Origin of the sequence: Vallitalea longa (assembly GCF_027923465.1) — a bacterium.
Taxonomy (GTDB): Bacteria; Bacillota; Clostridia; order Lachnospirales; family Vallitaleaceae; genus Vallitalea; species Vallitalea longa.
Genome location: NZ_BRLB01000015.1, coordinates 58,389 through 80,149, shown reverse-complemented (window position 1 = coordinate 80,149; position 21,761 = coordinate 58,389). Strand labels below are relative to the sequence as shown.

21 protein-coding genes are annotated in these 21,761 nt (G+C 30.2%); 11 read left to right on the top strand and 10 right to left on the bottom strand.

What is annotated here, in order from left to right; all coding sequences use genetic code 11:
- Positions 1–17: 17 nt before the first annotated feature.
- The 3 genes from murQ (at position 18) to QMG30_RS18960 (ending at position 3,088) form a co-directional block, all read left to right on the top strand.
- A complete protein-coding gene (murQ, locus tag QMG30_RS18970; RefSeq protein WP_281818155.1) occupies positions 18–935 on the top strand; it encodes an N-acetylmuramic acid 6-phosphate etherase in 918 nt (305 codons plus the stop codon).
- 28 nt (positions 936–963) lie between these two features.
- A complete protein-coding gene (gene nagZ, locus QMG30_RS18965; RefSeq protein ID WP_281818152.1) occupies positions 964–2,511 on the top strand; it encodes a beta-N-acetylhexosaminidase in 1,548 nt (515 codons plus the stop codon).
- A 76-nt stretch (positions 2,512–2,587) separates the two neighbouring features.
- Positions 2,588–3,088 (top strand): GNAT family N-acetyltransferase, encoded by a 501-nt coding sequence (locus QMG30_RS18960; RefSeq protein ID WP_434784572.1) that lies wholly within the window; start codon positions 2,588–2,590, stop codon positions 3,086–3,088.
- 78 nt (positions 3,089–3,166) lie between these two features.
- Here QMG30_RS18960 and QMG30_RS18955 read toward each other — a convergent pair whose 3' ends face one another.
- Positions 3,167–3,823, bottom strand: a complete 657-nt coding sequence (locus QMG30_RS18955) for a transglycosylase domain-containing protein (protein WP_281818151.1) — start codon at positions 3,821–3,823, stop codon at positions 3,167–3,169.
- Between the two features lie 174 nt (positions 3,824–3,997).
- The gene (gene pepT / locus QMG30_RS18950) at positions 3,998–5,221 is read right to left on the bottom strand and encodes a peptidase T (protein WP_281818148.1); all 1,224 of its coding nucleotides are present in this window, start codon (positions 5,219–5,221) and stop codon (positions 3,998–4,000) included.
- A 250-nt stretch (positions 5,222–5,471) separates the two neighbouring features.
- Here pepT and QMG30_RS18945 point away from each other — a divergent pair, with 250 nt between their 5' ends.
- Both QMG30_RS18945 and QMG30_RS18940 read left to right on the top strand, forming a co-directional pair.
- Complete coding sequence (locus QMG30_RS18945; RefSeq protein WP_281818147.1) at positions 5,472–6,128, top strand: TraX family protein; 657 nt, start codon at positions 5,472–5,474, stop codon at positions 6,126–6,128.
- Between the two features lie 82 nt (positions 6,129–6,210).
- Positions 6,211–6,966, top strand: a complete 756-nt coding sequence (locus QMG30_RS18940; protein ID WP_281818146.1) for a TspO-related membrane protein — start codon at positions 6,211–6,213, stop codon at positions 6,964–6,966.
- A 54-nt stretch (positions 6,967–7,020) separates the two neighbouring features.
- Here the strand turns inward: QMG30_RS18940 and QMG30_RS18935 are convergent, their stop codons facing one another.
- The 3 genes from QMG30_RS18935 to QMG30_RS18925 form a co-directional block, all read right to left on the bottom strand.
- On the bottom strand, positions 7,021–7,740 hold the full coding sequence (locus QMG30_RS18935) for an ion channel (RefSeq protein WP_281818144.1): 720 nt from the start codon (positions 7,738–7,740) through the stop codon (positions 7,021–7,023).
- Positions 7,741–7,814: 74 nt separating this feature from the next.
- Positions 7,815–7,994, bottom strand: coding sequence for a hypothetical protein (locus tag QMG30_RS18930; RefSeq protein WP_113674347.1), 180 nt, complete (start codon positions 7,992–7,994; stop codon positions 7,815–7,817).
- A 24-nt stretch (positions 7,995–8,018) separates the two neighbouring features.
- The gene (locus QMG30_RS18925) at positions 8,019–8,195 is read right to left on the bottom strand and encodes a hypothetical protein (protein ID WP_281818140.1); all 177 of its coding nucleotides are present in this window, start codon (positions 8,193–8,195) and stop codon (positions 8,019–8,021) included.
- Positions 8,196–8,531: 336 nt separating this feature from the next.
- Here QMG30_RS18925 and trpS point away from each other — a divergent pair, with 336 nt between their 5' ends.
- The 5 genes from trpS to QMG30_RS18900 all read left to right on the top strand — a co-directional run bounded on the left by trpS (position 8,532) and on the right by QMG30_RS18900 (position 13,441).
- Complete coding sequence (trpS, locus tag QMG30_RS18920; RefSeq protein WP_281818138.1) at positions 8,532–9,545, top strand: tryptophan--tRNA ligase; 1,014 nt, start codon at positions 8,532–8,534, stop codon at positions 9,543–9,545.
- Positions 9,546–9,789: 244 nt separating this feature from the next.
- Positions 9,790–10,101 (top strand): hypothetical protein, encoded by a 312-nt coding sequence (locus QMG30_RS18915; RefSeq protein ID WP_281818136.1) that lies wholly within the window; start codon positions 9,790–9,792, stop codon positions 10,099–10,101.
- A 69-nt stretch (positions 10,102–10,170) separates the two neighbouring features.
- Positions 10,171–11,196 carry a CotS family spore coat protein gene (locus QMG30_RS18910; RefSeq protein WP_281818134.1) on the top strand — a complete coding sequence of 342 codons (1,026 nt, stop codon included), beginning with the start codon at positions 10,171–10,173 and terminating at the stop codon, positions 11,194–11,196.
- 32 nt (positions 11,197–11,228) lie between these two features.
- Positions 11,229–12,239, top strand: coding sequence for a CotS family spore coat protein (locus tag QMG30_RS18905; protein ID WP_281818132.1), 1,011 nt, complete (start codon positions 11,229–11,231; stop codon positions 12,237–12,239).
- Positions 12,240–12,274: 35 nt separating this feature from the next.
- Positions 12,275–13,441: a glycosyltransferase family 4 protein gene (locus QMG30_RS18900; protein WP_281818129.1), complete on the top strand. Its 1,167-nt coding sequence runs from the start codon at positions 12,275–12,277 to the stop codon at positions 13,439–13,441.
- 109 nt (positions 13,442–13,550) lie between these two features.
- Here QMG30_RS18900 and QMG30_RS18895 read toward each other — a convergent pair whose 3' ends face one another.
- The 3 genes from QMG30_RS18895 to QMG30_RS18885 all read right to left on the bottom strand — a co-directional run bounded on the left by QMG30_RS18895 (position 13,551) and on the right by QMG30_RS18885 (position 17,093).
- A complete protein-coding gene (locus QMG30_RS18895; RefSeq protein WP_281818127.1) occupies positions 13,551–14,879 on the bottom strand; it encodes a UDP-glucose dehydrogenase family protein in 1,329 nt (442 codons plus the stop codon).
- Between the two features lie 199 nt (positions 14,880–15,078).
- The gene (locus QMG30_RS18890) at positions 15,079–15,747 is read right to left on the bottom strand and encodes a hypothetical protein (RefSeq protein ID WP_281818125.1); all 669 of its coding nucleotides are present in this window, start codon (positions 15,745–15,747) and stop codon (positions 15,079–15,081) included.
- A 236-nt stretch (positions 15,748–15,983) separates the two neighbouring features.
- A complete protein-coding gene (locus QMG30_RS18885; RefSeq protein WP_281818123.1) occupies positions 15,984–17,093 on the bottom strand; it encodes an AI-2E family transporter in 1,110 nt (369 codons plus the stop codon).
- Between the two features lie 241 nt (positions 17,094–17,334).
- Here QMG30_RS18885 and QMG30_RS18880 point away from each other — a divergent pair, with 241 nt between their 5' ends.
- Positions 17,335–19,824 carry a DsrE/DsrF/DrsH-like family protein gene (locus QMG30_RS18880; RefSeq protein ID WP_281818122.1) on the top strand — a complete coding sequence of 830 codons (2,490 nt, stop codon included), beginning with the start codon at positions 17,335–17,337 and terminating at the stop codon, positions 19,822–19,824.
- Between the two features lie 165 nt (positions 19,825–19,989).
- On the opposite strand, the gene QMG30_RS18875 is transcribed toward QMG30_RS18880, so the two are convergent.
- Both QMG30_RS18875 and QMG30_RS18870 read right to left on the bottom strand, forming a co-directional pair.
- Positions 19,990–20,532, bottom strand: coding sequence for a phosphoribosyltransferase family protein (locus QMG30_RS18875; RefSeq protein WP_281818119.1), 543 nt, complete (start codon positions 20,530–20,532; stop codon positions 19,990–19,992).
- 84 nt (positions 20,533–20,616) lie between these two features.
- Positions 20,617–21,666 (bottom strand): NCS2 family permease, encoded by a 1,050-nt coding sequence (locus tag QMG30_RS18870; protein ID WP_281818116.1) that lies wholly within the window; start codon positions 21,664–21,666, stop codon positions 20,617–20,619.
- Positions 21,667–21,761: the final 95 nt, after the last annotated feature.

The window sequence follows — 21,761 nt, the reverse complement described above, 5'->3', positions numbered from 1 at the left end:
AAATGAGGTGAAAGACAATGATGAAACTAAGTGATATAGAAACTGAACAAAAAAATGAACGTACCAAAAACATTGACTTATTGACAACTATAGAAGTATTGCAGTTGATGAATGATGAAGATAAGAAAGTTGCCGGTGCAGTGGAAAAAGAGTTGCCTCATATAGCAGAAGCAGTTGAGATAATATATGAAAAAATTGCCGATGGAGGAAGGTTGATCTATATTGGTTGTGGGACTTCAGGACGTTTAGGTATATTAGATGCTGTAGAATGTCCTCCTACATTTGGTGTTGAACCTGAACTTATACAAGGATTAATAGCAGGAGGTAGAGGTGCTATTATTAAAGCAGTTGAAGGTGCTGAAGATAGTTCAGAATTAGGAGAAGATGAGCTTAGGAATATACAATTCAGTAATAGAGATGTATTGGTTGGTATTGCTGCTAGTGGAAGAACACCTTATGTATTAGGTGCTGTAACATATGCCAATAGTATTGGTGCTAAGACAATAAGTTTAACTTGTTCTAAAGGGTCCAAATTAAATGACATGTGTGATGTTGCTATCGTTCCTCTACCAGGAGCAGAAGTTATAACAGGTTCAACACGTCTGAAAAGCGGTACAGCGCAAAAGATGGTTTTGAATATGCTTAGTACAGCTACCATGATTAAACTTGGAAAAGTATATGGTAATCTCATGGTTGATGTAAAAGCCAGTAACAAAAAATTATTCGAGCGTACAGTTTCAATTGTAAAAAGTGCTACGGGAGTAGATGATTTATATGCAAGAGAAGTATTAAAAAAATGTGGTTACTCAGCGAAAACAGCAATAGTTATGATTAAGTGTAATCTGATGGTTGATGAGGCAGAACAAACCTTGGTAGAAGCAAATGGACATATATCACGTGCTATAGAAAACAATAGACAATATGAAAAAGTATAATATTTGTGTATAAGGAGATAAAAAGAGTATGAATTTAACATTACCAGAAAAGATAGGCCAGCGTCTTGTGGTGGGTTTTTCAGGGACGAAAATAACTGAAGAACTAGAAAAAATGATAAGAGAATATAAAATATCTAATATAATATTGTTCAAAGAGAATATAGAAAATGGTTCACAATTAAAAAAATTATGTTCTGATTTACAAAAACTAATTAAAGAACATACTGGAATAGGAGCTTTTATTACTATAGACCAAGAAGGTGGAATGGTAACAAGATTAGCAGAAGATAGTGTGAATATTCCTGGGGCAATGGCTATAGCTGCAACAGGAGAAACTGAATATGCATATCAAGCTGGAAAAATAACAGGAAGACAATTAAAAAAGCTAGGAGTTAATTTTAATCTTGCACCAGTAGTTGATATCAATTCCAATATGGATAATCCTGTTATCGGAGTTAGAAGCTATGGAGATTCACCAGAAAAAGTCGCAGAATATGCAGCTGCAATGACAAGAGGTTTGTTGGATGGTGGTGTCATGGCATCTGCAAAACATTTTCCAGGTCATGGTGATACTAATATAGATTCTCATCTTGGCTTGCCACAGATAAATAAATCGTTAGAAGAACTTGAAAAATGTGAGTTGATACCCTTCAAAAGGGTGATAGTAGAAGGAATACCAGCAATTACAACAGCTCATATTTTGTTTCCGAAAATTATAGATAATAAATTACCAGCTACCATGTCAAGAGAAATCGTTAATGATATGTTAAAAGAAAAAATGGGATTTCAGGGATTGGTAATCAGTGATTGTATGGAAATGCAGGCAATCCAGCAATCTTATGGTACAATAGAAGGTATCAAGTTAGCTATTAAGGCAGGAGTGGACTTGATATTTATTTCTCACACAACAAGGCTAGTCAAAGATGTATCTGAAACACTTACAAAGGCATTTGATAGTGGAGAACTTTCAATGGAAGAAATGGACTGTTCCATAGATAAAATTTTGTACTGGAAAAATAAGTTCATTGATAACTCTGATACAGAAATTATTTTTGATGAACAGTATGGTAAAAATTACGTATCACAATTATTAAAAAAATCCATTACTCCGGTTAAAATGCCAACAAAAAGTTTACCAGAACTTGGACAAAATCCATTGTTTATTGGAACGTTACCTTTTAGAGCAACTAACGTATCAAATAAAAAAGATAATACATTGAATTTTCCAAAATATATGGCTGATAGATTTGGTGGACGAGGAAAAATTATATCAAAAGATCCAGATTCTACAGAAATTGAAATGGCATTAGAAGAAGTTGAATCATATAGCACTGTTGTAATAGGAACATACAATGGACATTTAAACAAAGGACAATTGGAGCTGATAAAAAAAGTAGCTGTGAGGAATAATAAAGTAATTGTGTTAGCGCTTAGAAATCCCTATGATTTGAAATATCTACCTGAAAATGTATATGGAATAGCTGTTTATGAATATACATCAAACAGTTTGAAAGTATTGGCAGAACTATTTGAAAATCCATATGAACCGGAAGGAAAGTTACCTGTAATAATGTAATGATTACAATGGACCAATAATTTGATTTTATAGTAATTAATGAATTGTTGGTTAATGAAAAAGTAGAAAAGAGGTTATGATCGTGGCAGATATGTTAGTTAATCTATTACAAATAAAAGATTATCATACTGAATTGAATAGTTTGCAAAAAGAAGAAGGAATAGAGATATTCAGAGCATTAGCACCTGATAAGTACAGAATAACTAAGTGGGTACAGGAACATTCCAGTATTAATGCAGCAGGTGAATGTGATGTATGTTTCTCTAATAATCCGGTTTCATGCTTCATTGCAGCTAAGGGTAGCAAAATAGTTGGATATGCTTGTTATAATGCTACAGCTTTAGATTTTTTTGGACCAACTAAAGTATTAGAGGAATATCAAGGTAAGAAAATTGGTAAAGCGCTATTATTACGTTCACTAAATGCAATGAAAGACGAAGGATATGTATATGCAATAATCGGAGGAATCGGTCCAGCTGAATTCTATGAAAAATGTGTGAATGCAGTTATAATCGATAGTTCAAAGGAACATAGTATATATGACCATTTTCTAGCTGCAATTGAATCAAATGAATAGATGAATTTATAGAGAAAGGGACATTATCATAAGAAATGTCCCCTTAATAATTATAGAAATATTAATGTTGTGTATCAATTAATTTATATATCCATTTTTCATCATAACACTCATAACTAGTTCTTGCCTTTTTCTAGCGGTTGATAAACTACTTACAGGATTATATATACTAGGGGCTTGAGGCAAACCAGCTAACATTGCACATTCTTCTAATGTAAGATTGTTTACATCTTTGGAAAAGAATGCATGAGATGCTTCATTAGCTCCATGAGCTCCAGCTCCATAATAAATTATATTTAAATACATTTCGAGTATATCGTCTTTGGTAAACATATGTTCAAGTTTAGTAGCTACTATAAGTTCCTTTAATTTCCTGGTTATTGATTTTCTATTGCTGAAGAATAGATTTTTGGCAAGTTGCTGAGTAATAGTACTTCCGCCTTGTACGATTCTTCCTTCGGATATATCGGTTATAGTTGCTCTAGCAATAGCTATTATATCAAAACCACCATGAGAATAAAATCTTTTATCTTCCATGGCAATTGTTGCATTAATAAGATTTTCAGGAATTTTATCAAGTTCTACATAATGAGGCATTTTATTAGTGATTTGTCTTTTTAAACTATAATCAAGTGAGTACTGTTCATTACTAGGATCATAAAAATGACTATAGGTTAAAACTAATATAAATACTATAGAAAATGCTATTATTATTTTTTTAAACAAACTTTTCATATATATTACCTCCTGTATGTAATCACTTCTAATCAGCTTATATTAATATTATATAATATTAATATCAATTAATCCATTTACGTAGATTACAAAACATAGAGGTATCTTACAATATTGTAAGATAGACAATTAAACCAATATTTATGTCAACTGAAAGTAAATAAATTAATATTTTTATTTTTGTGCATATAATTCAATAATTTTAATTACTGTGTCTACGGCTTTTTCCATAGATTGAATACATATGTATTCGTATTTACCATGGTAATTGTGACCACCAGTGAATAAATTAGGACAAGGGAGTCCCATGTAAGATAATCTTGCACCATCAGTCCCACCACGAATTGGAACAACTACAGGAACTATATCTAATGATTCCATTGCTTCTTTGGCAGTATCCACAATATGTATGAATGGTTCTACTTTTTCTTTCATATTGAAATACATATCTTTTAATTTGCATTCAACAGTATTATCACCATATTTTAGATTGAGGTAGTTGATTACATTAGTAAAATACTCTTTTTTGTTGTAATATAATTCTTTATTATGGTCTCTGATGATATACTGCATTTTAACTTTTTCTACATTGCCTTCCATACCAATTAGGTGGTAAAAGCCTTCATAATCTTCGGTGTATTGTGGCCTTTCATTAGGTGGAAGCATACCATCTAATTCAAAAGCTATCTCCATAGCACTAAGCATTTTATTTTTGGCAGAACCTGGGTGGATATTATTCCCATGAATAGTCAACCAAGCATTAGCAGCATTAAAGTTTTCATATTCAAGTTCACCTAATGGTCCACCGTCTAGAGTATAAGCAAAATCTGCATGAAATTTTTCAACATCAAATTTATCTGCGCCTCTTCCGATTTCTTCATCAGGAGTGAATGCGATTTTTATAGTTCCATGTTCAATTTCTTCATGGTTGACTAAATATTCTATTGCTGACATTATTTCTGCTATACCAGCTTTATCGTCCGCTCCAAGAAGTGTTGTACCATCTGTAACTATAAGATCTTTTCCTTCATAGTCCTTTAATGAAGGATAATCTTTGGTGGATAGAATTACATTAAAAGTTTCATTAAGTACTATATCATTTCCATCATAATTCTTTATGATTCTAGGATTTACATCTTTTCCACTCATATCAGGAGCAGTATCCATATGGGCAATAAATCCAATTGTTGGTATATCTTTATCGGTATTCGCTTTTAGAGTAGCCATAATGTATCCGTTATCATCCAGTGATATATCATCAAGTCCTAGAATGTTTAATTCTTCAACTAATATTTTAGCAAGATCAAGTTGGGTTATTGTACTTGGACAAGTTTCTGACTCTTCATTAGAAGTAGTCTCCACTTTTACATAATTAATAAATCTTTCACATACGTTCATATATTTTCTCCTTCCATAAAACAATGAACTAGTATCTAACTAAGTTCATAATATTAATTAATATAAGTTTACGTTACTTTTTAATTTTTATCAAGTGCAATTTAAGTATGTATATATTGAATAAGATAAAAGAAATCATTTTAAGTATTATAAATGAAATATTAAATTATAAAAGTTGTAGTATAGATAACTTGCAAAAAAGATTAATTAAGGATATATTAAAATTATCAAATAGTGAAAGAGGTAAAATATGAGTTCAACAAATTTGAAAATATTAGCTTGTATAACAATGTTAATAGACCATTTAGGTGCAGTTTTTTTCCAAGAATATGATATATTTAGGATTATAGGTAGATTAGCTTTCCCTATCTTTGCATTCTTAATCGCAGAGGGTTTTTTTCATACTCATAATATCAAAAAGTATCTTATTAGATTAGCTGTTTCTGCAATAATATCAGAGATACCGTTTAATCTTGCATTTAATGGTAATATATTTGAATTAGGTAGTGGATTGAATATATTTTTTACATTATTTTTAGGGTTACTGTCTATTTATATATATGATAATTATAAAAGAAATGGTTTATATTTTGTTTTTCTAATTGGAATTATCGCTGAATTACTTAATACTGATTATGGCATATTAGGAGTTATAATTATATTTTCTTTTTATTATTATAATAGAAAGTTCAACAAACAGGCATTAAGTTATATAGTAATAACCTTGTTGTTAGTGGTTGTTGATTTTGCATCATATCAAATAATCAATTTACAAATATTTTCTATCTTAGCACTGATAGCATTATATTTTTATAATAATAAGAAAGGTGTTAACCTTAAATACTTGTTTTATATCTTCTATCCTGGTCATTTGTTGATATTGGGATTATTGAAATGTGTATTATAATTTCAATTACAGAAAGATTTCTTGCATGAAAATTGAATATCAGTCATATATAGTAATAAATAATAAATAAAGGACGAGGATAATGGAGAGAAGAATTAGAATTCTTAATGTTGTTGGGTATGTTTTTATGATATTGATTAATATACTAGCCGTAGCTTTACCTCTTAACGGTAAAACAACAGGAGAAATATCAGAGAATATCAATTCTTTATTTACACCTGCACCTTACACATTTATGATATGGGCACTTATTTATATACTATTATTAGGATTTGTAATATATGGGCTACTTCCAAAACAAAAACAAAATATCTATATTGACAAAATAGGTTGTCTATTCTTTATCTCAGCAATTCTTAACGGACTATGGTTATTTGCTTGGCATTATGAAAAGTTATGTTTATCATTGCTCATTATGGTTTTACTCTTATTCACATTAATAAAAATCTATAATAGACTTGATAATATTTGTTCAATAAAAGAAAGTGATAGAAGAAGCATCAATATACCATTTAGTGTATATCTAGCTTGGATAAGCATAGCTACTATTGCTAATGTATCAGTAGTTTTAAAGACTACAGGATGGAATGGACTCGGATTATCCGAAACAACATGGACAGTCATAGTTCTGATTTTCGCTGTATTGTTATCCATGTATGTTTCAATTAAGAATAATGACTTAGCGTTTCTTTTAACTGCTGGTTGGGCATTAATCGGTATACTTGTTAGGCACTGTGGCAGTAATACGCCAATAAGTATAACAATTATAGCAGCATTAATAATTATAGTGATACATATTCTTAGTAACTATAAAAAGTATTTATGTATAGAAAAATGAAGTAAGTTATAAGAATTATTTAATACCCCGCTAAAGGGGTATTTTATATTACAATTAGTTTTTATCATTGAATGTAAATATTTTTTTTGTGCTTTTACCAAATACAAAAATTATAGCCACAGGCCACAAAACGGTAGTGATAATATGGCTGATCATAGCTTGAATGATTACTAATCGCTTGGTGATTTCTGAGTACTCCGAAGGGCATATGTCTCCGAATCCTATTGTGAAAAATGTGGTTGTGCTAAAATAAAGAGCATCCAGATGACTGAATATCTCATCTTTACCTATAATACCCTCATTAAAGATATTGCTTAGATGAGTGTACAGTAGGGCAAATGAATCAATTACTGAAAAAAGTATCGATAGATATAAAAAAAATATACAAAGTATTTTAAAAAATGGTTTGTTCAAAATGGAAGTAACATCACAATTCAGTTTATTATCATTATTATTTATATGGTAGGCAAGTATCAAAAAATCAAATATGGATGCCAAAAATAATGTGCACAAAATAAAAATCAAAGTAAATGTCTGATCTTTATTGATTAACATATTATCTTGAATAAGCATGAATGGTAGATATATGAGTAATAGAATATTAATCATACAACCTGTATAGAAAAATCTAGTACACACGATTAAAAGGAATATCGATAGAAAAACTATAATGACTGCTTTACTATTAAGGTTATCAAAGAATATGAATCCCATTAATAAAATAAATGTAATGGCTATAACGATTATGTTACTATTTTTAAACTTGCACTCCATACTAAATTACCTTTCTAAATAATATGTTTAATATGGGGCTGTCTTTTTAAGTAAATAAGACAGCCCCATCTATGTTATTCTGTATGATTTATTTGGTCATATAAATCAAGTTTACAATGACTGTTTTCCCAATTAGTGCAATTAAGGCAAGATGTACTTTCTACTGTGGAATTAGATAAAGATTGTACGTTTTGTCTAGGACAATAGGAACTGCATTGTTTAGCTGTTTCACAAAAATTCATCATACTATCCATAATTTTCTCCTTTCAATAGTTAACCTACCTACCTACATTTCGTCTTCTTGAATTAGATATAGTTGAACTGCAACTATTAATGAAATCATTTGTGTAACTAAAAGGATTATAAACATTGAAGATATATTCACTAATCGGTAGATGGATTATAGATGATTTCGGATATCTACGTATTCTCCTACTGTTAGAAAAAGTTAACATAACATCCCTCCAGATACTTTATTATATTAGTCGAACTAATATAGTCTAGTATGTGTAATTTTTGATAAATTATTACTCGACTTTCCAACCTTTTATACGCTTGTTCTTTATATAAAATATGAGTTGTTCAATTCCAGTAATTATAGCTTGTTAACAAAACTGATTTGATTTATTATGAAGGATATACCATATTTTTTGCTTTTATGTTGAATAAGATTTCTTGTAAAAAGTTTAACGCGAAAGCCCAGCAGCTTGAATAAATAATTATTATATGCTAAACTAACACGTAATAATTAAAATTAAATAAATACAATAGATGAAGAAAGGGTGACATGTATGAGTGCACAGGCTGAAAAGAAAAAAGTTATATTTAGTGGTATTCAACCTACTGGTGTAATAACATTAGGTAATTATTTAGGAGCCATTAAAAATTGGACGAGATTACAAGATGATTATAACTGCCTATTTTGTGTTGTTGATATGCATTCAATTACAGTTAGACAAGATCCCGTTTTACTCAGAAAGCGTGCGAGAGATTTATTAACACTATATATTGCAGCTGGACTCGATCCTGAAAAGAATATTATGTATTATCAATCACATGTTTCTGGTCATGCAGAATTAGCATGGATTCTTAGTTGCTTTACATATATGGGTGAGTTAAATAGAATGACACAGTTTAAAGAAAAAGCAGCAAAGCACAATACTAACATAAATGCAGGTCTTTTTACTTATCCAGTATTAATGGCAGCTGATATTTTACTATTTCAATCTGACCTAGTTCCTGTAGGACATGATCAAAAACAACATCTGGAGATTACTAGAGAGATAGCGACTAGATTCAATAATATATATGGAGATGTATTTACAATACCAGAACCTTATATTGGTAAAGTTGGTGCTAAAATAATGAGTTTACAAGAGCCAACTAAAAAAATGTCAAAGTCAGATGAGAATCCTAATGGTTATATTTCGATATTAGATGACCTTGGAGCAATCAGAAATAAAATCAAAAGAGCTGTAACTGATTCTGATAGAGAAGTAACTTACTCAGAAGATAAACCGGGAGTCAAGAATCTTATTGACATATATTCCAGTGTTACTGGTGAAACTACAGAGTCTTCTATGAAAGTATTTGAAGGCAAAGGTTATGGAGATTTGAAAAAAATTGTTGGCGAAGTAGTTGTTGATGAACTTAGACCAATTCAGGAAAGATTTAAGGAGTTACAAAAGAATAAAGATTATATTGATGGTATAATCAAGAAAAATGGAGAAACAGCTAATTATCTAGCTACTAAAACCTTAAGAAAAGTTCAGAAGAAAGTTGGTTTTCCTGTTAGGATAAGATAATGTAGTAGAAGTAATCATTTCGATTTATAATTCTAAGATGAAGTAAGAATTAAAAAATTAAATAGTGTCTATTAAATAAGCTGTTGGTTTTGATAACTGACAGTTTATTTTTTATTAATCATTTTTAAAAAAGAACATATTTTTCTTAATATCATATAATGTATTAATAGTTTATAAAATATTTGAAGAATAATTAGTATCTGTAAATGATATAATTATTCTAGCGTAAGGAGGAATTATACTGTTGAAATGTAAAGAATCCTATATAGGTACTAAGAAAGATTGTATCCAATTTCTTAACACTAATCTACCTAAACTTTTCAGAGGAGAACTTCAACTAGAAGGACAGGACGTTTTTATTCCAAGTAGAGAAGAATTAGAATTCAAAATGAAATTTGAATATGATGAAAACTATGAATATGGAACTGTTGGATTAAAAATCACTTGGGGTGAAGAACCAGACATTCCTGATGAAGAGGAAGATGAAGATGATGATGAAGACGATGATGATGAATTCATACCAAAAGATATAAATACGAAAGACTATTATCTATAAGATGAAACTATCTAAAACCCTCAAATTGAGGGTTTTGTTTTTAAAATCGTAATAAAAAGGAGAATTGATATGCCATCTGAAAATCTGAGAGAAGTATTAGATAATTATGATATAGAAGTACTAGGAATAAGAAACGAAAACTATAAAGTTAAAAAGGGTGTTTGGTGGATTCAAACTCCAACTGGAAATAAAATTTTAAAAAAGAATTCCATTCCCGAGGAAAGACTGGATTTTATTATTGCAGCTATTGAATATTTGTGTCAAAAAGGTATAAATATGCCTGAAATCATTGAATCCAGAAATGGTAAAAAATATATTAATTTAGATGGAGCGAATTATATATTAAATGAAGCCATTAAGGGGAAAGCGCCAAGTTCTAAGTCAAAAGAAGGTCTTGAGAGAATAATTAAAGAATTAGCCAAGTTTCATGTTGCATCAAAAGGATTTCAACCTCCAGTGGGTAGTAAACCTAATATCCTCTTAGGTACATGGTACGAAAAATCTAAAAAGAAAATGGATAAATTAGTAGAGTATCATGAACAAGAAAAAAGAAAAAGTGCTCATAATGAATTCGGGAATATGATATTAAGAGAATTTCCTTATTTTCATAAAAAAATGGAATATTCTTTAAGCGCTGATAATAAATCATTATATGATAGATGGGTAAACCAGGTAAAGAACATATCTTACTTGGTTCATCAGGATTTTATTGACGGTAATCTTATAATTACTGAAACTGGCAAAATATATGTTCTGGACCCAGATTCTATTGCAATAGAACTACCAACAAAAGATATAAGGAAATTTATAAATAAGATTATGAAAAAAAGAGGAAGCTGGGATCTGCAACTTACAAAAAATATAATCAGCTGGTATCAAGAAGTCAATCCATTGGAAAAATGGCAATGGCAAATTTTGAAATCAACAATTATGTATCCTCATCTTTTTGCAGGAATAATGAGTAAATACTATCAAAAAAGAGAAGAGACTTGGACAGAAAATAAATACGTAAACAAATTGAAAAATATTATTTCCATAGAAAAATCAAAAGAAAGTATTGTAGATGATTTTGAGCATATAATTGATTCATTATAACTTAATAAGAAGGGATTGATAGGAGTTTGAAAATGAATAACACTTATGACGAGCTAAAGGATATATTTAATAATGTAATAAATGAATATAATATAAAACCCTATAATATAAAAGTTATACAAAATGAAGGTTTGAAAACACTTTGGAAATTTGACTATGATAGTAAGTCAATGTGTTTGAAAAGATTTCGTCATACTAAAGAGAAAATTATATTCTCAGTAAATGCACAGAGATATATAAAAGAAAATGGAGGTTTAGTTCCTTATGTATATTCTAATAAAGCAGGACAGCATATAACAGAGTATATGGGACAACTTTTTGTTATGTATGAATGGATAAACGGTAGAGACCTTAATTTTACTAGGTCATCAGATTTCAAATATGGTATAGAAGGTTTAGCATTATTCCACAAAGCGTCAAAAGGTTATAAAGCTCCAGAAGGTGCAAAGATATCTTCAAAATTAGGCAGATGGCCTGAACAATATGGTTCAATGAGAAAAAGGATGCTGAAATGGAAAGATATTGCTAATTCAAAGGTATCCAATAATTCATATAAAGTTTATCTTGAATATATTGATGATATCATTAATCTATGTGATAAAGCACTAGATGTCTTGGAATCATCTTCATACGATAAGTTGACTCAAGTAGAGTTGTATGAATCTTCATTGTGTCATCAAGATTATGGTTCCGGTAATGCCATATTGTCCCAAGAAGAAGTCTATGTGATTGATTTGGATGGGGTAACATATGATCTAGTAGCAAGAGACCTAAGAAAAATAATTGGAAAACGTGCAGAAAAACGTGGTAGTTGGGATGTAAATGATATAAATAGGATTCTTGACTATTATGAAAGAAATAATAAGTTGACATTAGAGGATAAAAAGATGCTTAAGGCAGATTTAATGTTCCCACATTGGTTTTTTGGAACAATCAAGAATATATTTTCTAAAAATAAATTAGTCAATCCTGGGAAAATAGCAAAGATAGCAAAATTGGAAAAAGAAAAAATAAAAGTTTTAGATAAGTGGATTATCAAATAAGATATAAAAAATAATTTATTAGGAGGAGTAATTAAATGAATATTGCATTTATCTGTACAGAGAAACTTCCAGTTCCTCCAGTACTGGGGGGAGCTATACAGATTTATATAGATAACATACTGCCTATAATATCAAAAAATCATCACATTACTGTTTTTACAGTTCTAAAGGGTGACTTGCCAGAGTATGAAAAAAAGGGCAATGTGACATTTATCAGGGTTAGTGGAAGAACCAAGTCAGAATATATTAAAGAGGTAGAAAACAAAATAAGTACCATGCATACTAAGTTAGACTTAATACATGTGTTCAACAGACCAAAATGGGTTAAGCAATTAAGTAGAGTAGCACCTAATGTTCATTTCAGTTTAAGTCTCCATAATGAAATGATGTTACCAAAAAAAATTAACCCTCAACAGGCAGAAGAATGTATAGAAAAAGTTGAATTCATAACAACAGTAAGTAAATTTATAGGAAATGAAGTTATTAAGATGTATCCATCAGCATTAGAAAAGGTATATCCAGTATATTCTGCAGCTAATATTGATATATATCATCCAGTAGGTTCAAAAAAAGCAGAAGATAATAGAAAAAGATTACTTAAGAAATTCAATCTGGAAGGTTATAAAGTAGTGATTTGTGTTAGTAGATTAAGTCCTAAGAAAGGACAGCAGATCGTAATGGAAGCGATGAAGACAGTAATGAAAACTCATCAGAAAATAGCATTAGTTTTAGTTGGTAGTAAATGGTATGGAACTAATGAGATAGATGAATTTACTTCAATGCTTCATGGAAAAGCTACTGAATTAAAAGGTCCAGTAATTTTCACAGGCTTTTTGACTCCTGATGAAATCCCTGAAATTTATAATATTGCAGATATATTTGTTTGTGCATCTCAATGGAGAGAACCACTAGCCAGAATTCATTATGAAGGTATGGCAGCTGGATTGCCTATAATTACAACTAATAGAGGTGGTAACTCGGAATTATTCGAACAAAATGTTAATGGTATCGTAATAGATGATTACGATAATCCAGATGTTATGGCTGATAAGATCAGTTATCTACTGGATAATCCAGATAAAGCTTATGAAATGGGAAAAAAAGCTCGTCAAGATGCAATGAATAACTATTCATTCCAGCGAGTAGCCAAACAACTATTAGCTCTATTTGATAAAGTGAAAAATCAATATAATATTAAATGATGGCTATGCCTCATAAAATATTTCAAGGAAAATAGAAAGCTTTGTAGAATGAATGTATTTTCATTCTGCAAAGCATAATTTTTAATACTAATTATAGGTATATCATGACTTATTTGTGTATAGTCGAATCATTAATTTCAAAAGATCCATTTCCAATAGAATAGTAATGACTGAATCCACTTTTTTTCGCTTTTTTCATTCTGATGATATTTCTGCCATCAATAAGTACTGGTTTTTTCATATTTTCAGCAATGATCTTCAAATCCATTTTATAGAATTCATCTAACTCAGTGCAAATTATAGCACAATGTGAGTCTTTTACGGTTTCTATTATACTATTACAATATGTTATGTTAGGAAATAAGGTTTCCATTTCTTTTGAAACAGTAGGATCATAACATTTTATTTTAGCTCCCATACTAAGTAGCTCATCGATAATATAGAGTGATGGTGCATCTCTAATATCATCTGTTCCTGGTTTGAAAGTGAGGCCTAATATAGCGATAGTTTTGCCTTCTATTTTATTATAATGGTCAAGCAGTATTTCTACTGGTTTAAGTCTTTGGTTCTCATTGACTTTTATTGTACTTCTTACTATATTAAATTCACAGCCATATTTCTCACCGATATTAACTAAAGCTTTTGTATCTTTTGGAAAACATGAGCCTCCATAGCCTATACCTGCATTCAAGAATTCTTTTGAGATCCGTTTGTCTAGTCCTAGTCCATAAGATAGGGTTTCAATATTAGCATCAACTTTACTACATAGATTTGCCATTTCATTAATAAAGGATATCTTGGTGGCTAATAATGCGTTAGAAGCATATTTAATCAATTCTGCTGTTGGGGGATTGGTATAGATGATTTTTGTTTTAAATGGTCCGTAAATTTTATTTATAATTCTTATAGCCTTTTTTGAATTACTACCGATTACCATTCTATCTCCGTTCAAGAAATCATTTAAAGCTCTTCCTTCTCTTAAGAATTCTGGATTAGATACAACATCAAAATTATTTTCATTAACTCCTCTATTTATAAAAATGTTTTTAACAGTTTCATGGGTTCCAACTGGTACGGTACTTTTGATAATAATAACTTTATACTTATCTATGGATATGGATATTTCATTAGCAGCATCAATAACTTGTGAAATATCTACACTCCAATCAGGATTGGTTGGTGTACCTACAGTAATCATAATTACATCAGATAAGCTTATTGCAGTACGGATATTATTTGTAAAAAGTATATATTTTTTTTCTAAGCATTTCTTTAATAATGGTTCGAGGCCTTCTTCGTATATTGTAGGAATACCTTTATTTAGTTGGTTTACTTTGTTAACATCTTTGTCTACGCATATGACATCATTTTTATATTTAGCAAAAGATAATGCAGCCACGAGTCCTACATATCCTGCTCCAATAACACATATCTTCAATAATAATCACCCTTCTATCTATAATGTTACAATTAAATTTATTGCAATTCTACAATATTATATGCTTGTATTAAGATGCCTGTGAGAAAAGTTTTTACATAGTTAACTATTTAACTAATTATTATTGATAGATATATATATAAGGGTTAAATTTTAGATTCTTATTATAAAGTTATAGTTAAAATTTACATCTTATCGTTTAAGAGAAAGTAGCATTTTCTCTTTCTATATTTACATTTATATTATCAAGAAATAATGTATCAGTACCTTCATAATCAGAATCAACACCAATAATAATCCACAAATCACCATTACTATTGGTAAAAGCATTAAATGTCTGTTCAAAATTTTTAGATGCATTTCTATTGTTGGTTGATTTATCTGTAATGTCAATATTTCCTAATGATATCAATTTGGTGTTGGGATCGTCAAATTCATTATTGGGAGAAATAAAAAAGTATTTGTTATTTCCCTTTTGAATCAATTCTATGTCTGGTTGAACGTTGACAACTCCTGCATTCACAACTATCTTATTTAATGGTATGGTATTATTACTACTCAAGGTAGATGAAATATCGAATGTCATGTTAACTTTATAACTGGTAAGAGGTAGCAAACCCTCTTTTGAACTTATTTTTTTAGTGGTATACATATTTTCTAAGCCGCAATTGAGATAGATACCTTTATTGTGATGATTATTTGATGAATCATCTAATCCGCCCATCCATCCATCCCTGGAATTCTCAAAAGTATATGTGAAAGTTAATGTATCGCTATAAGTTATTTCTTCATTGTTGTAATCGTTTTGACACCCACATAATAATAAAATGAATATCATAAAAAGTGCTAATATGGTTTTAGTCTTCATTCTTTTAACCTCCTAAATAAATTATCACTAAAAAATGTAAAAAGTGTATATTACTATTTTGGGTATATATATTTGTTTTATACAAATTGGAACAAAGAGGCTATGCAAAGATTTCTAAGAATAATATAAAATAGAACTTGCATATTTAATAAAAAAAGAGTGGTTTCAAAAAGTTGTTTTGACTTTTGAAACCACCCTATATTAATTTTATATTGATTTTGGTGATATACGACTATTTAATCATTTTGATCTGGTATATCAATGCTATTTACTTTTTCCATTACCAAAGTAAGAATAACTGAAGCAATCGGTACTGATAAAATCATTCCTGCCGCACCGAAGAAACTACCACCTATAGTTACAGAAGCAACTATCCAGAAAGGTTTTAAACCTACTGAACTTCCTAGTATTTTTGGGCTAACAATAATATTATCAACTTGTTGCATTATAAGTATGATAGCTAACAATGCTATAGTTTCTGGGAATCCAGAAAATAGAGCAAATATTAGACAAGGAACAGTACCTATGAATGGACCTATATATGGAATTATGTTGGTTATCCCTATTATCAAACCTATAAGTGGGGCATAAGGGATTTTTAAAGGGGATACTAGATTCACTATATAAATTCCAATACTAACAAGTAGTCCTAATATAATACATGTATATAACTTACCTATCAAAAATTGCTTAATAGCCTTATCTGTTAATCTAGCTACCCGAATAGTCCAATCAGCATATTTTTTAGGAAGTATAGCTCTAATGAATTTGTTTAATTTTGGACTGATCTCATCCCAATCTCTAAGGGCATAGAACGCCATAAATAGTGATAAAAACAATATGGCTACATTGCTAATGAAGCTTCCGATTGAAGATATCACTTGAGTCGATAGGCTAAGTAGATCGCTTGAAAAACTTACAATAGAGTCTTCAATCAACTCAATGATTTCTGTAATCTTTTCTGGACTTATCAAATTAGTAACAAAAAGTCTATTAATGAAATCACTTATTTCAGTAGTGCTGACGCTTTGAATATTCTTAACAAGTGAAGATACACTATCGCTAATAGTTGGAATAATTAGCATAATAAAAAGGATAATAAATGCAAATACCAATATATAAGTAAGAAGTACACTTAATGTATGTCGGAACTTCAACTTATTCTTTATAGCTCTGACTACTGGGCTTAATAAATAGATGATGATAGCTGCTATAATTAATGATTTAAATGAAGAGAAAAACCAAGTAAGATTTCCTGGCTTAAATATAAATTTGGCTATCAAAAAAATGATTATTATAAATGGAATATATTTGTAGGGATCGAATTTATTATTGTTTGTATTCATATTTCACCTCAAGTCTTAAATAATGTAAAAAATATTATATATCACTATAGTAATGTATATTACCAAATATTGCAATATAATAAGAGAATTTATAAATTGTTTCGGATAAAAACACGTAGAGCCTATTAAATTAAAAATATCTTGACACATATATTTTAATATTGTAATATATTAATATATAGATATTAACGAGTATATAGGATTGTTAAAATAAATACAAATTGAAGGAGAGAATATTATTATGACTAATAAAGTTCTAATAGTTGGTGGGGTTGCAGGTGGAGCTAGTACGGCTGCAAGACTTAGAAGAGTTAATGAAGACATTCAAATAATAATGTTTGAAAGAGGAAAACATATATCTTTTGCTAATTGTGGTTTGCCTTATTATATTGGTGGAACCATAGAAGAAAGAGAAGCTCTTCTGCTTCAAACTCCAGAAGCGATGAAAGAAAGATTTAATATTGATGTTAGAATCGAGAATGAAGTTATATCTATTGATAGACAAGAAAAATGTGTTGAAGTCAAAGATCTGAGAACAGGTAAAATTTATCAAGAAACATATGATAAGTTAGTGCTTTCCCCTGGTTCTACTCCAATAAAGCCTAGAATACCAGGTATAGATAAAGATAATATATTTTCCCTATGGAATATACCTGATACCGATGCAATAAAATCATATCTAGAAAATAATAATGTTAAAAAAGTTACTGTCATTGGTGGAGGCTTCATAGGAATAGAAATGGCTGAAAACATGCATGATCTAGGATTAGAAGTTAATTTGGTAGAAATGGCTAATCAAGTCATGGCACCTGTTGATTATGAAATGGCACAATTGATTCATGGGCATATGGTACAAAAAGGTATTAATTTATTTCTTGGTAATGGGGTAAGTTCTTTTGAAGAAATTGAAGGAAAGACTCATGTAAAATTACAAGATAATACAATGCTTGAATCAGATATAGTAATAGTATCTATTGGAATAAGACCAAATGGAGAATTAGCTAAAAAAGCAGATCTGGAAACTAATGAAAAAGGCGGAATTGTGGTTGATGAATATCTAAAAACCAGTGATGAAAATATATATGCACTGGGTGATGCTATAGAGGTAATTGATTATGTCAATGGTAACAAGACTATGATACCTCTTGCTGGACCAGCGAACAAACAAGGAAGAATTGTAGCTAATAATATTGTAGGAAGAAATGATAAATATAAAGGAACTCAAGGTACGTCTGTAGTAAAAGTATTTGACATTACAGTAGCTTCGACAGGTAATAATGAAAAAACATTAATTAGACTAGGTAAGAAATATGATAAAGATTATAAAATAGCTTTAGTTCAACCTAAATCACATGCCGGTTATTATCCAGGAGCTATACCTATGACTATCAAATTATTATTTGACTTAAACGGCAAAATACTTGGATCACAGATAGTAGGTTATGAGGGAGTAGATAAAAGAATAGATGTTATAGCTACGTTAATAAGAATGGGCGGAACGATATATGATCTAAAGGAACTGGAACTTGCTTATGCACCACCATATTCATCGGCCAAAGACCCAGTCAATATGGCAGGATTTTCAGCAGAAAATATATTAAATGGTGATATGGGAGTAGTTTTATGGAATGAAATCGATAAAAAAGACAAGCAAAAAGCAGTTATCATAGATGTTAGAGACAAAGTGGAATATGATCTAGGTTTTATCGAAGGGGCTGAGAATATACCAGTCAATTCCTTAAGAGATAAAATGAATGAACTTGATAAAAATAAAGAAATATTATTATATTGTGCAATTGGTATCAGGGGATATATTGCAGGAAGAATTTTGACTCAAAAAGGGTATAAAGTCAAAAATCTAATTGGTGGATATAACTTTTATAAATGTGCAGTCAATGACTATACTAAAATGAATGATTCCAATATAGACTGTGAATGTTGTGAAGATAATAATGACAGTATCAATAACAATATTGATGACACAATAATTAAAGATGAAGGAGTCAACATCAAACTTAACGCTTGTGGACTACAGTGTCCAGGTCCAATAATGCAAGTGAACAATAAAATGAAAGAGATAAATGAAGGTGATATACTTGAAATTACTGCAACTGATCCAGGTTTCCCAATAGATGTAAAAGCATGGTGTAAAAAAACAGGCAATAGTTTTATTAAATCTGAAAAGAGAGAGAAAGAATTTGCTGTATTTATTCGCAAGGGTAATAATGATAGAAAAGTTAATAAAACTTCACAGATAGCTTCTGATAAAAGTACTATGGTAGTTTTTAACGGAGAACTTGATAAGGCATTAGCATCTTTTATAATAGCTAATGGGGCTGCATCAATGGGTAAACAAGTATCTATGTTCTTTACATTTTGGGGTTTGAATATTCTAAGAAAAGACCAGAAAGTAAAAGTGAAGAAATCTATTATTGAAAAGATGTTTGGATTTATGATGCCAAAAGGAACTAGAAAGTTAAAACTCTCAAAGATGAATATGGGAGGCATGGGTTCTGCAATGATGAAAAAAGTTATGAGAGATAAAAATGTCAACTCTTTAGAGGAACTTATCAATTCTGCGCTGGATAATGGTGTTAAGATAGTTGCTTGTACTATGTCAATGGATGTTATGGGAATCAAGAAAGAGGAGCTTATTGATGGTGTTGAGTTAGGTGGAGTTGCATCTTATCTAGGAGATACTGATGATGCTAATCATAACTTGTTCATATAGAATAGATTATATCCATATATAAAATAGATATTATATACTAAAAATTACCATCCAAAACATGTTATAATAGTGAGATATTCAGGTAGAAACTTATCTTATCACTAAAATGTTTTGGATGTGTTTTTAGTTACTGATATTAATTTAGATTATAGATGAAAATAAAAGTTATTTCTTGAATAATGGTAACTTTTGTAAGAAAAGAATATCATCACGATTAGCGGCATCACCTTCAGCTAGTATTGCAGCTTTTCCTATTACATTTCCACCTGCTTTGTTAACCAAGTCTTCTAATGCATTTATAGATTCTCCTGTACTAATGACATCATCTATGATTACTACATTTTTACCGTCTAACATTGTAACCTCATCTTTATCAAGACAAAGTATTTGCTCTTTTTGAGTAGTTATTGAAACAACTTTTGTTACCAGGGGGTCTTTCATATAAGGTTTTAAACTTTTACGTGCGACAATATATTTTTTCATGCCTTTTTGTTTAGCTATTTCATAGATAAGAGGAATCCCTTTAGCTTCAGCAGTAATCAAAACATCTGCTTCAGGTATTTTTTTAGCAAGAATCTCTCCTGATTTCTCAACTAACTCTGCATCTCCTAATATCACGAAACTAGCAATTTTTAAATCTTCATTTATTTGTATTACTGGTAAATCTCTTTTTAAACCGCATAATTCTAAAGTATATATTTCATCCATTTTAATTAACCCCTTTCGTTTTGATATAAGTATTATTATTGTTGAAGACATCTATTATATGTATAAAGTTTCCTATCTGTAATGTTAAGCAATGACACCGGTTAATAATTTCATTATTAATCCTGCAACCATGCCGAAGAAAGGATCAGTTATCGCTGTTACTGTCATTGTAATACCTCCAACTAGGGAATCTTGTCCAAGAGCAACAGCAGCATTGGTTGGAACTGTTACCCAAGCTCCTAAAACAAAAAGAAATCCTGCAATAGATTCACTAGGAACATATTTACCGATTTTTGGTAATAATCCTGATAACAGAATTATAGCCATAAGTATCATCATTCCAACACCAGCCCATACAGCATGAGGGGCACTAGCGGTTGCTGATATTATAGATTCAACAGGACCACCACCGAATAGCGAAGAAGACATATCAGCTAAGCTACTGATTACAGCAAGATGGTCAAGATTAACATTTTGTCCGGCTATACTGCCAGTAATATTTCCAAAAGCTATATTAGCACCAATATTAAGACATACCATTGATAGAGCACCTCTAATTATAGGAATGTTTAATATTGGTTTCTTGAATTGAATCTTGTCATTTTTGTTAGCAGTAATACCTGTATCTTGTTTTATTATTCGAGAGACTACACTTGACAGGATTACTGAAATAGCAATTGTATATACTAAATCTTTAGTGAACAGATAAGTCAAAAAGGCAGAAACTAGAGATACAATTCCTATTATTTTATTTTTTTTACACATATCTATTGAAACACGAGCCAGCATTATACCAACACCAGCCATCATACCGTTTGTTATTACTGGTCCTATAAAATCAACAATCGTTCCAAGGAATCCAAAGACACCAATGAGTGCCATAATGACACCGCCGAAGAATATCATAGATAATCTTTCTCTCATATTCTTACCCATAGTACCAGCTACAGTAATTGTTTCAGCTTGAAAGGATATCGGTGCAACAGAACCAACGATACTATTACCTATAGCACCAGTTAAAAATGCAAAAGCAGTTGGTATAGAAGCAAAACCGAACGTTAATGCTAGTAAACCTTGTGGCAAACCATTGAGTATAACGCTAAAAACAGCTAGTAAATCTTTAATAAAGTCCATTGTTTATCTCCTTCTAAAATGTCTAGTTATAGTAATGAATCAATTGTATATATTCGAACATTTTTTAAGAAATAGTATTTAATGTTCTGAAATTA

Excerpts from the sequence above, each read along its gene's own strand:
- QMG30_RS18940 (WP_281818146.1), top strand. The coding sequence starts at position 6,211 with ATGGAGAGAAGAATTAGAATTCTTAATGTTGTTGGGTATGTTTTTATG.
- QMG30_RS18945 (WP_281818147.1), top strand. The coding sequence starts at position 5,472 with ATGAGTTCAACAAATTTGAAAATATTAGCTTGTATAACAATGTTAATA.
- QMG30_RS18925 (WP_281818140.1), bottom strand. The coding sequence starts at position 8,195 with ATGTTAACTTTTTCTAACAGTAGGAGAATACGTAGATATCCGAAATCA.
- QMG30_RS18900 (WP_281818129.1), top strand. The coding sequence starts at position 12,275 with ATGAATATTGCATTTATCTGTACAGAGAAACTTCCAGTTCCTCCAGTA.
- QMG30_RS18955 (WP_281818151.1), bottom strand. The coding sequence starts at position 3,823 with ATGAAAAGTTTGTTTAAAAAAATAATAATAGCATTTTCTATAGTATTT.
- trpS (WP_281818138.1), top strand. The coding sequence starts at position 8,532 with ATGAGTGCACAGGCTGAAAAGAAAAAAGTTATATTTAGTGGTATTCAA.
- QMG30_RS18905 (WP_281818132.1), top strand. The coding sequence starts at position 11,229 with ATGAATAACACTTATGACGAGCTAAAGGATATATTTAATAATGTAATA.
- QMG30_RS18880 (WP_281818122.1), top strand. The coding sequence starts at position 17,335 with ATGACTAATAAAGTTCTAATAGTTGGTGGGGTTGCAGGTGGAGCTAGT.
- QMG30_RS18935 (WP_281818144.1), bottom strand. The coding sequence starts at position 7,740 with ATGGAGTGCAAGTTTAAAAATAGTAACATAATCGTTATAGCCATTACA.
- QMG30_RS18875 (WP_281818119.1), bottom strand. The coding sequence starts at position 20,532 with ATGGATGAAATATATACTTTAGAATTATGCGGTTTAAAAAGAGATTTA.
- QMG30_RS18910 (WP_281818134.1), top strand. The coding sequence starts at position 10,171 with ATGCCATCTGAAAATCTGAGAGAAGTATTAGATAATTATGATATAGAA.
- QMG30_RS18930 (WP_113674347.1), bottom strand. The coding sequence starts at position 7,994 with ATGGATAGTATGATGAATTTTTGTGAAACAGCTAAACAATGCAGTTCC.
- pepT (WP_281818148.1), bottom strand. The coding sequence starts at position 5,221 with ATGAACGTATGTGAAAGATTTATTAATTATGTAAAAGTGGAGACTACT.
- murQ (WP_281818155.1), top strand. The coding sequence starts at position 18 with ATGATGAAACTAAGTGATATAGAAACTGAACAAAAAAATGAACGTACC.
- nagZ (WP_281818152.1), top strand. The coding sequence starts at position 964 with ATGAATTTAACATTACCAGAAAAGATAGGCCAGCGTCTTGTGGTGGGT.
- QMG30_RS18870 (WP_281818116.1), bottom strand. The coding sequence starts at position 21,666 with ATGGACTTTATTAAAGATTTACTAGCTGTTTTTAGCGTTATACTCAAT.
- QMG30_RS18960 (WP_434784572.1), top strand. The coding sequence starts at position 2,588 with ATGATCGTGGCAGATATGTTAGTTAATCTATTACAAATAAAAGATTAT.
- QMG30_RS18890 (WP_281818125.1), bottom strand. The coding sequence starts at position 15,747 with ATGAAGACTAAAACCATATTAGCACTTTTTATGATATTCATTTTATTA.
- QMG30_RS18885 (WP_281818123.1), bottom strand. The coding sequence starts at position 17,093 with ATGAATACAAACAATAATAAATTCGATCCCTACAAATATATTCCATTT.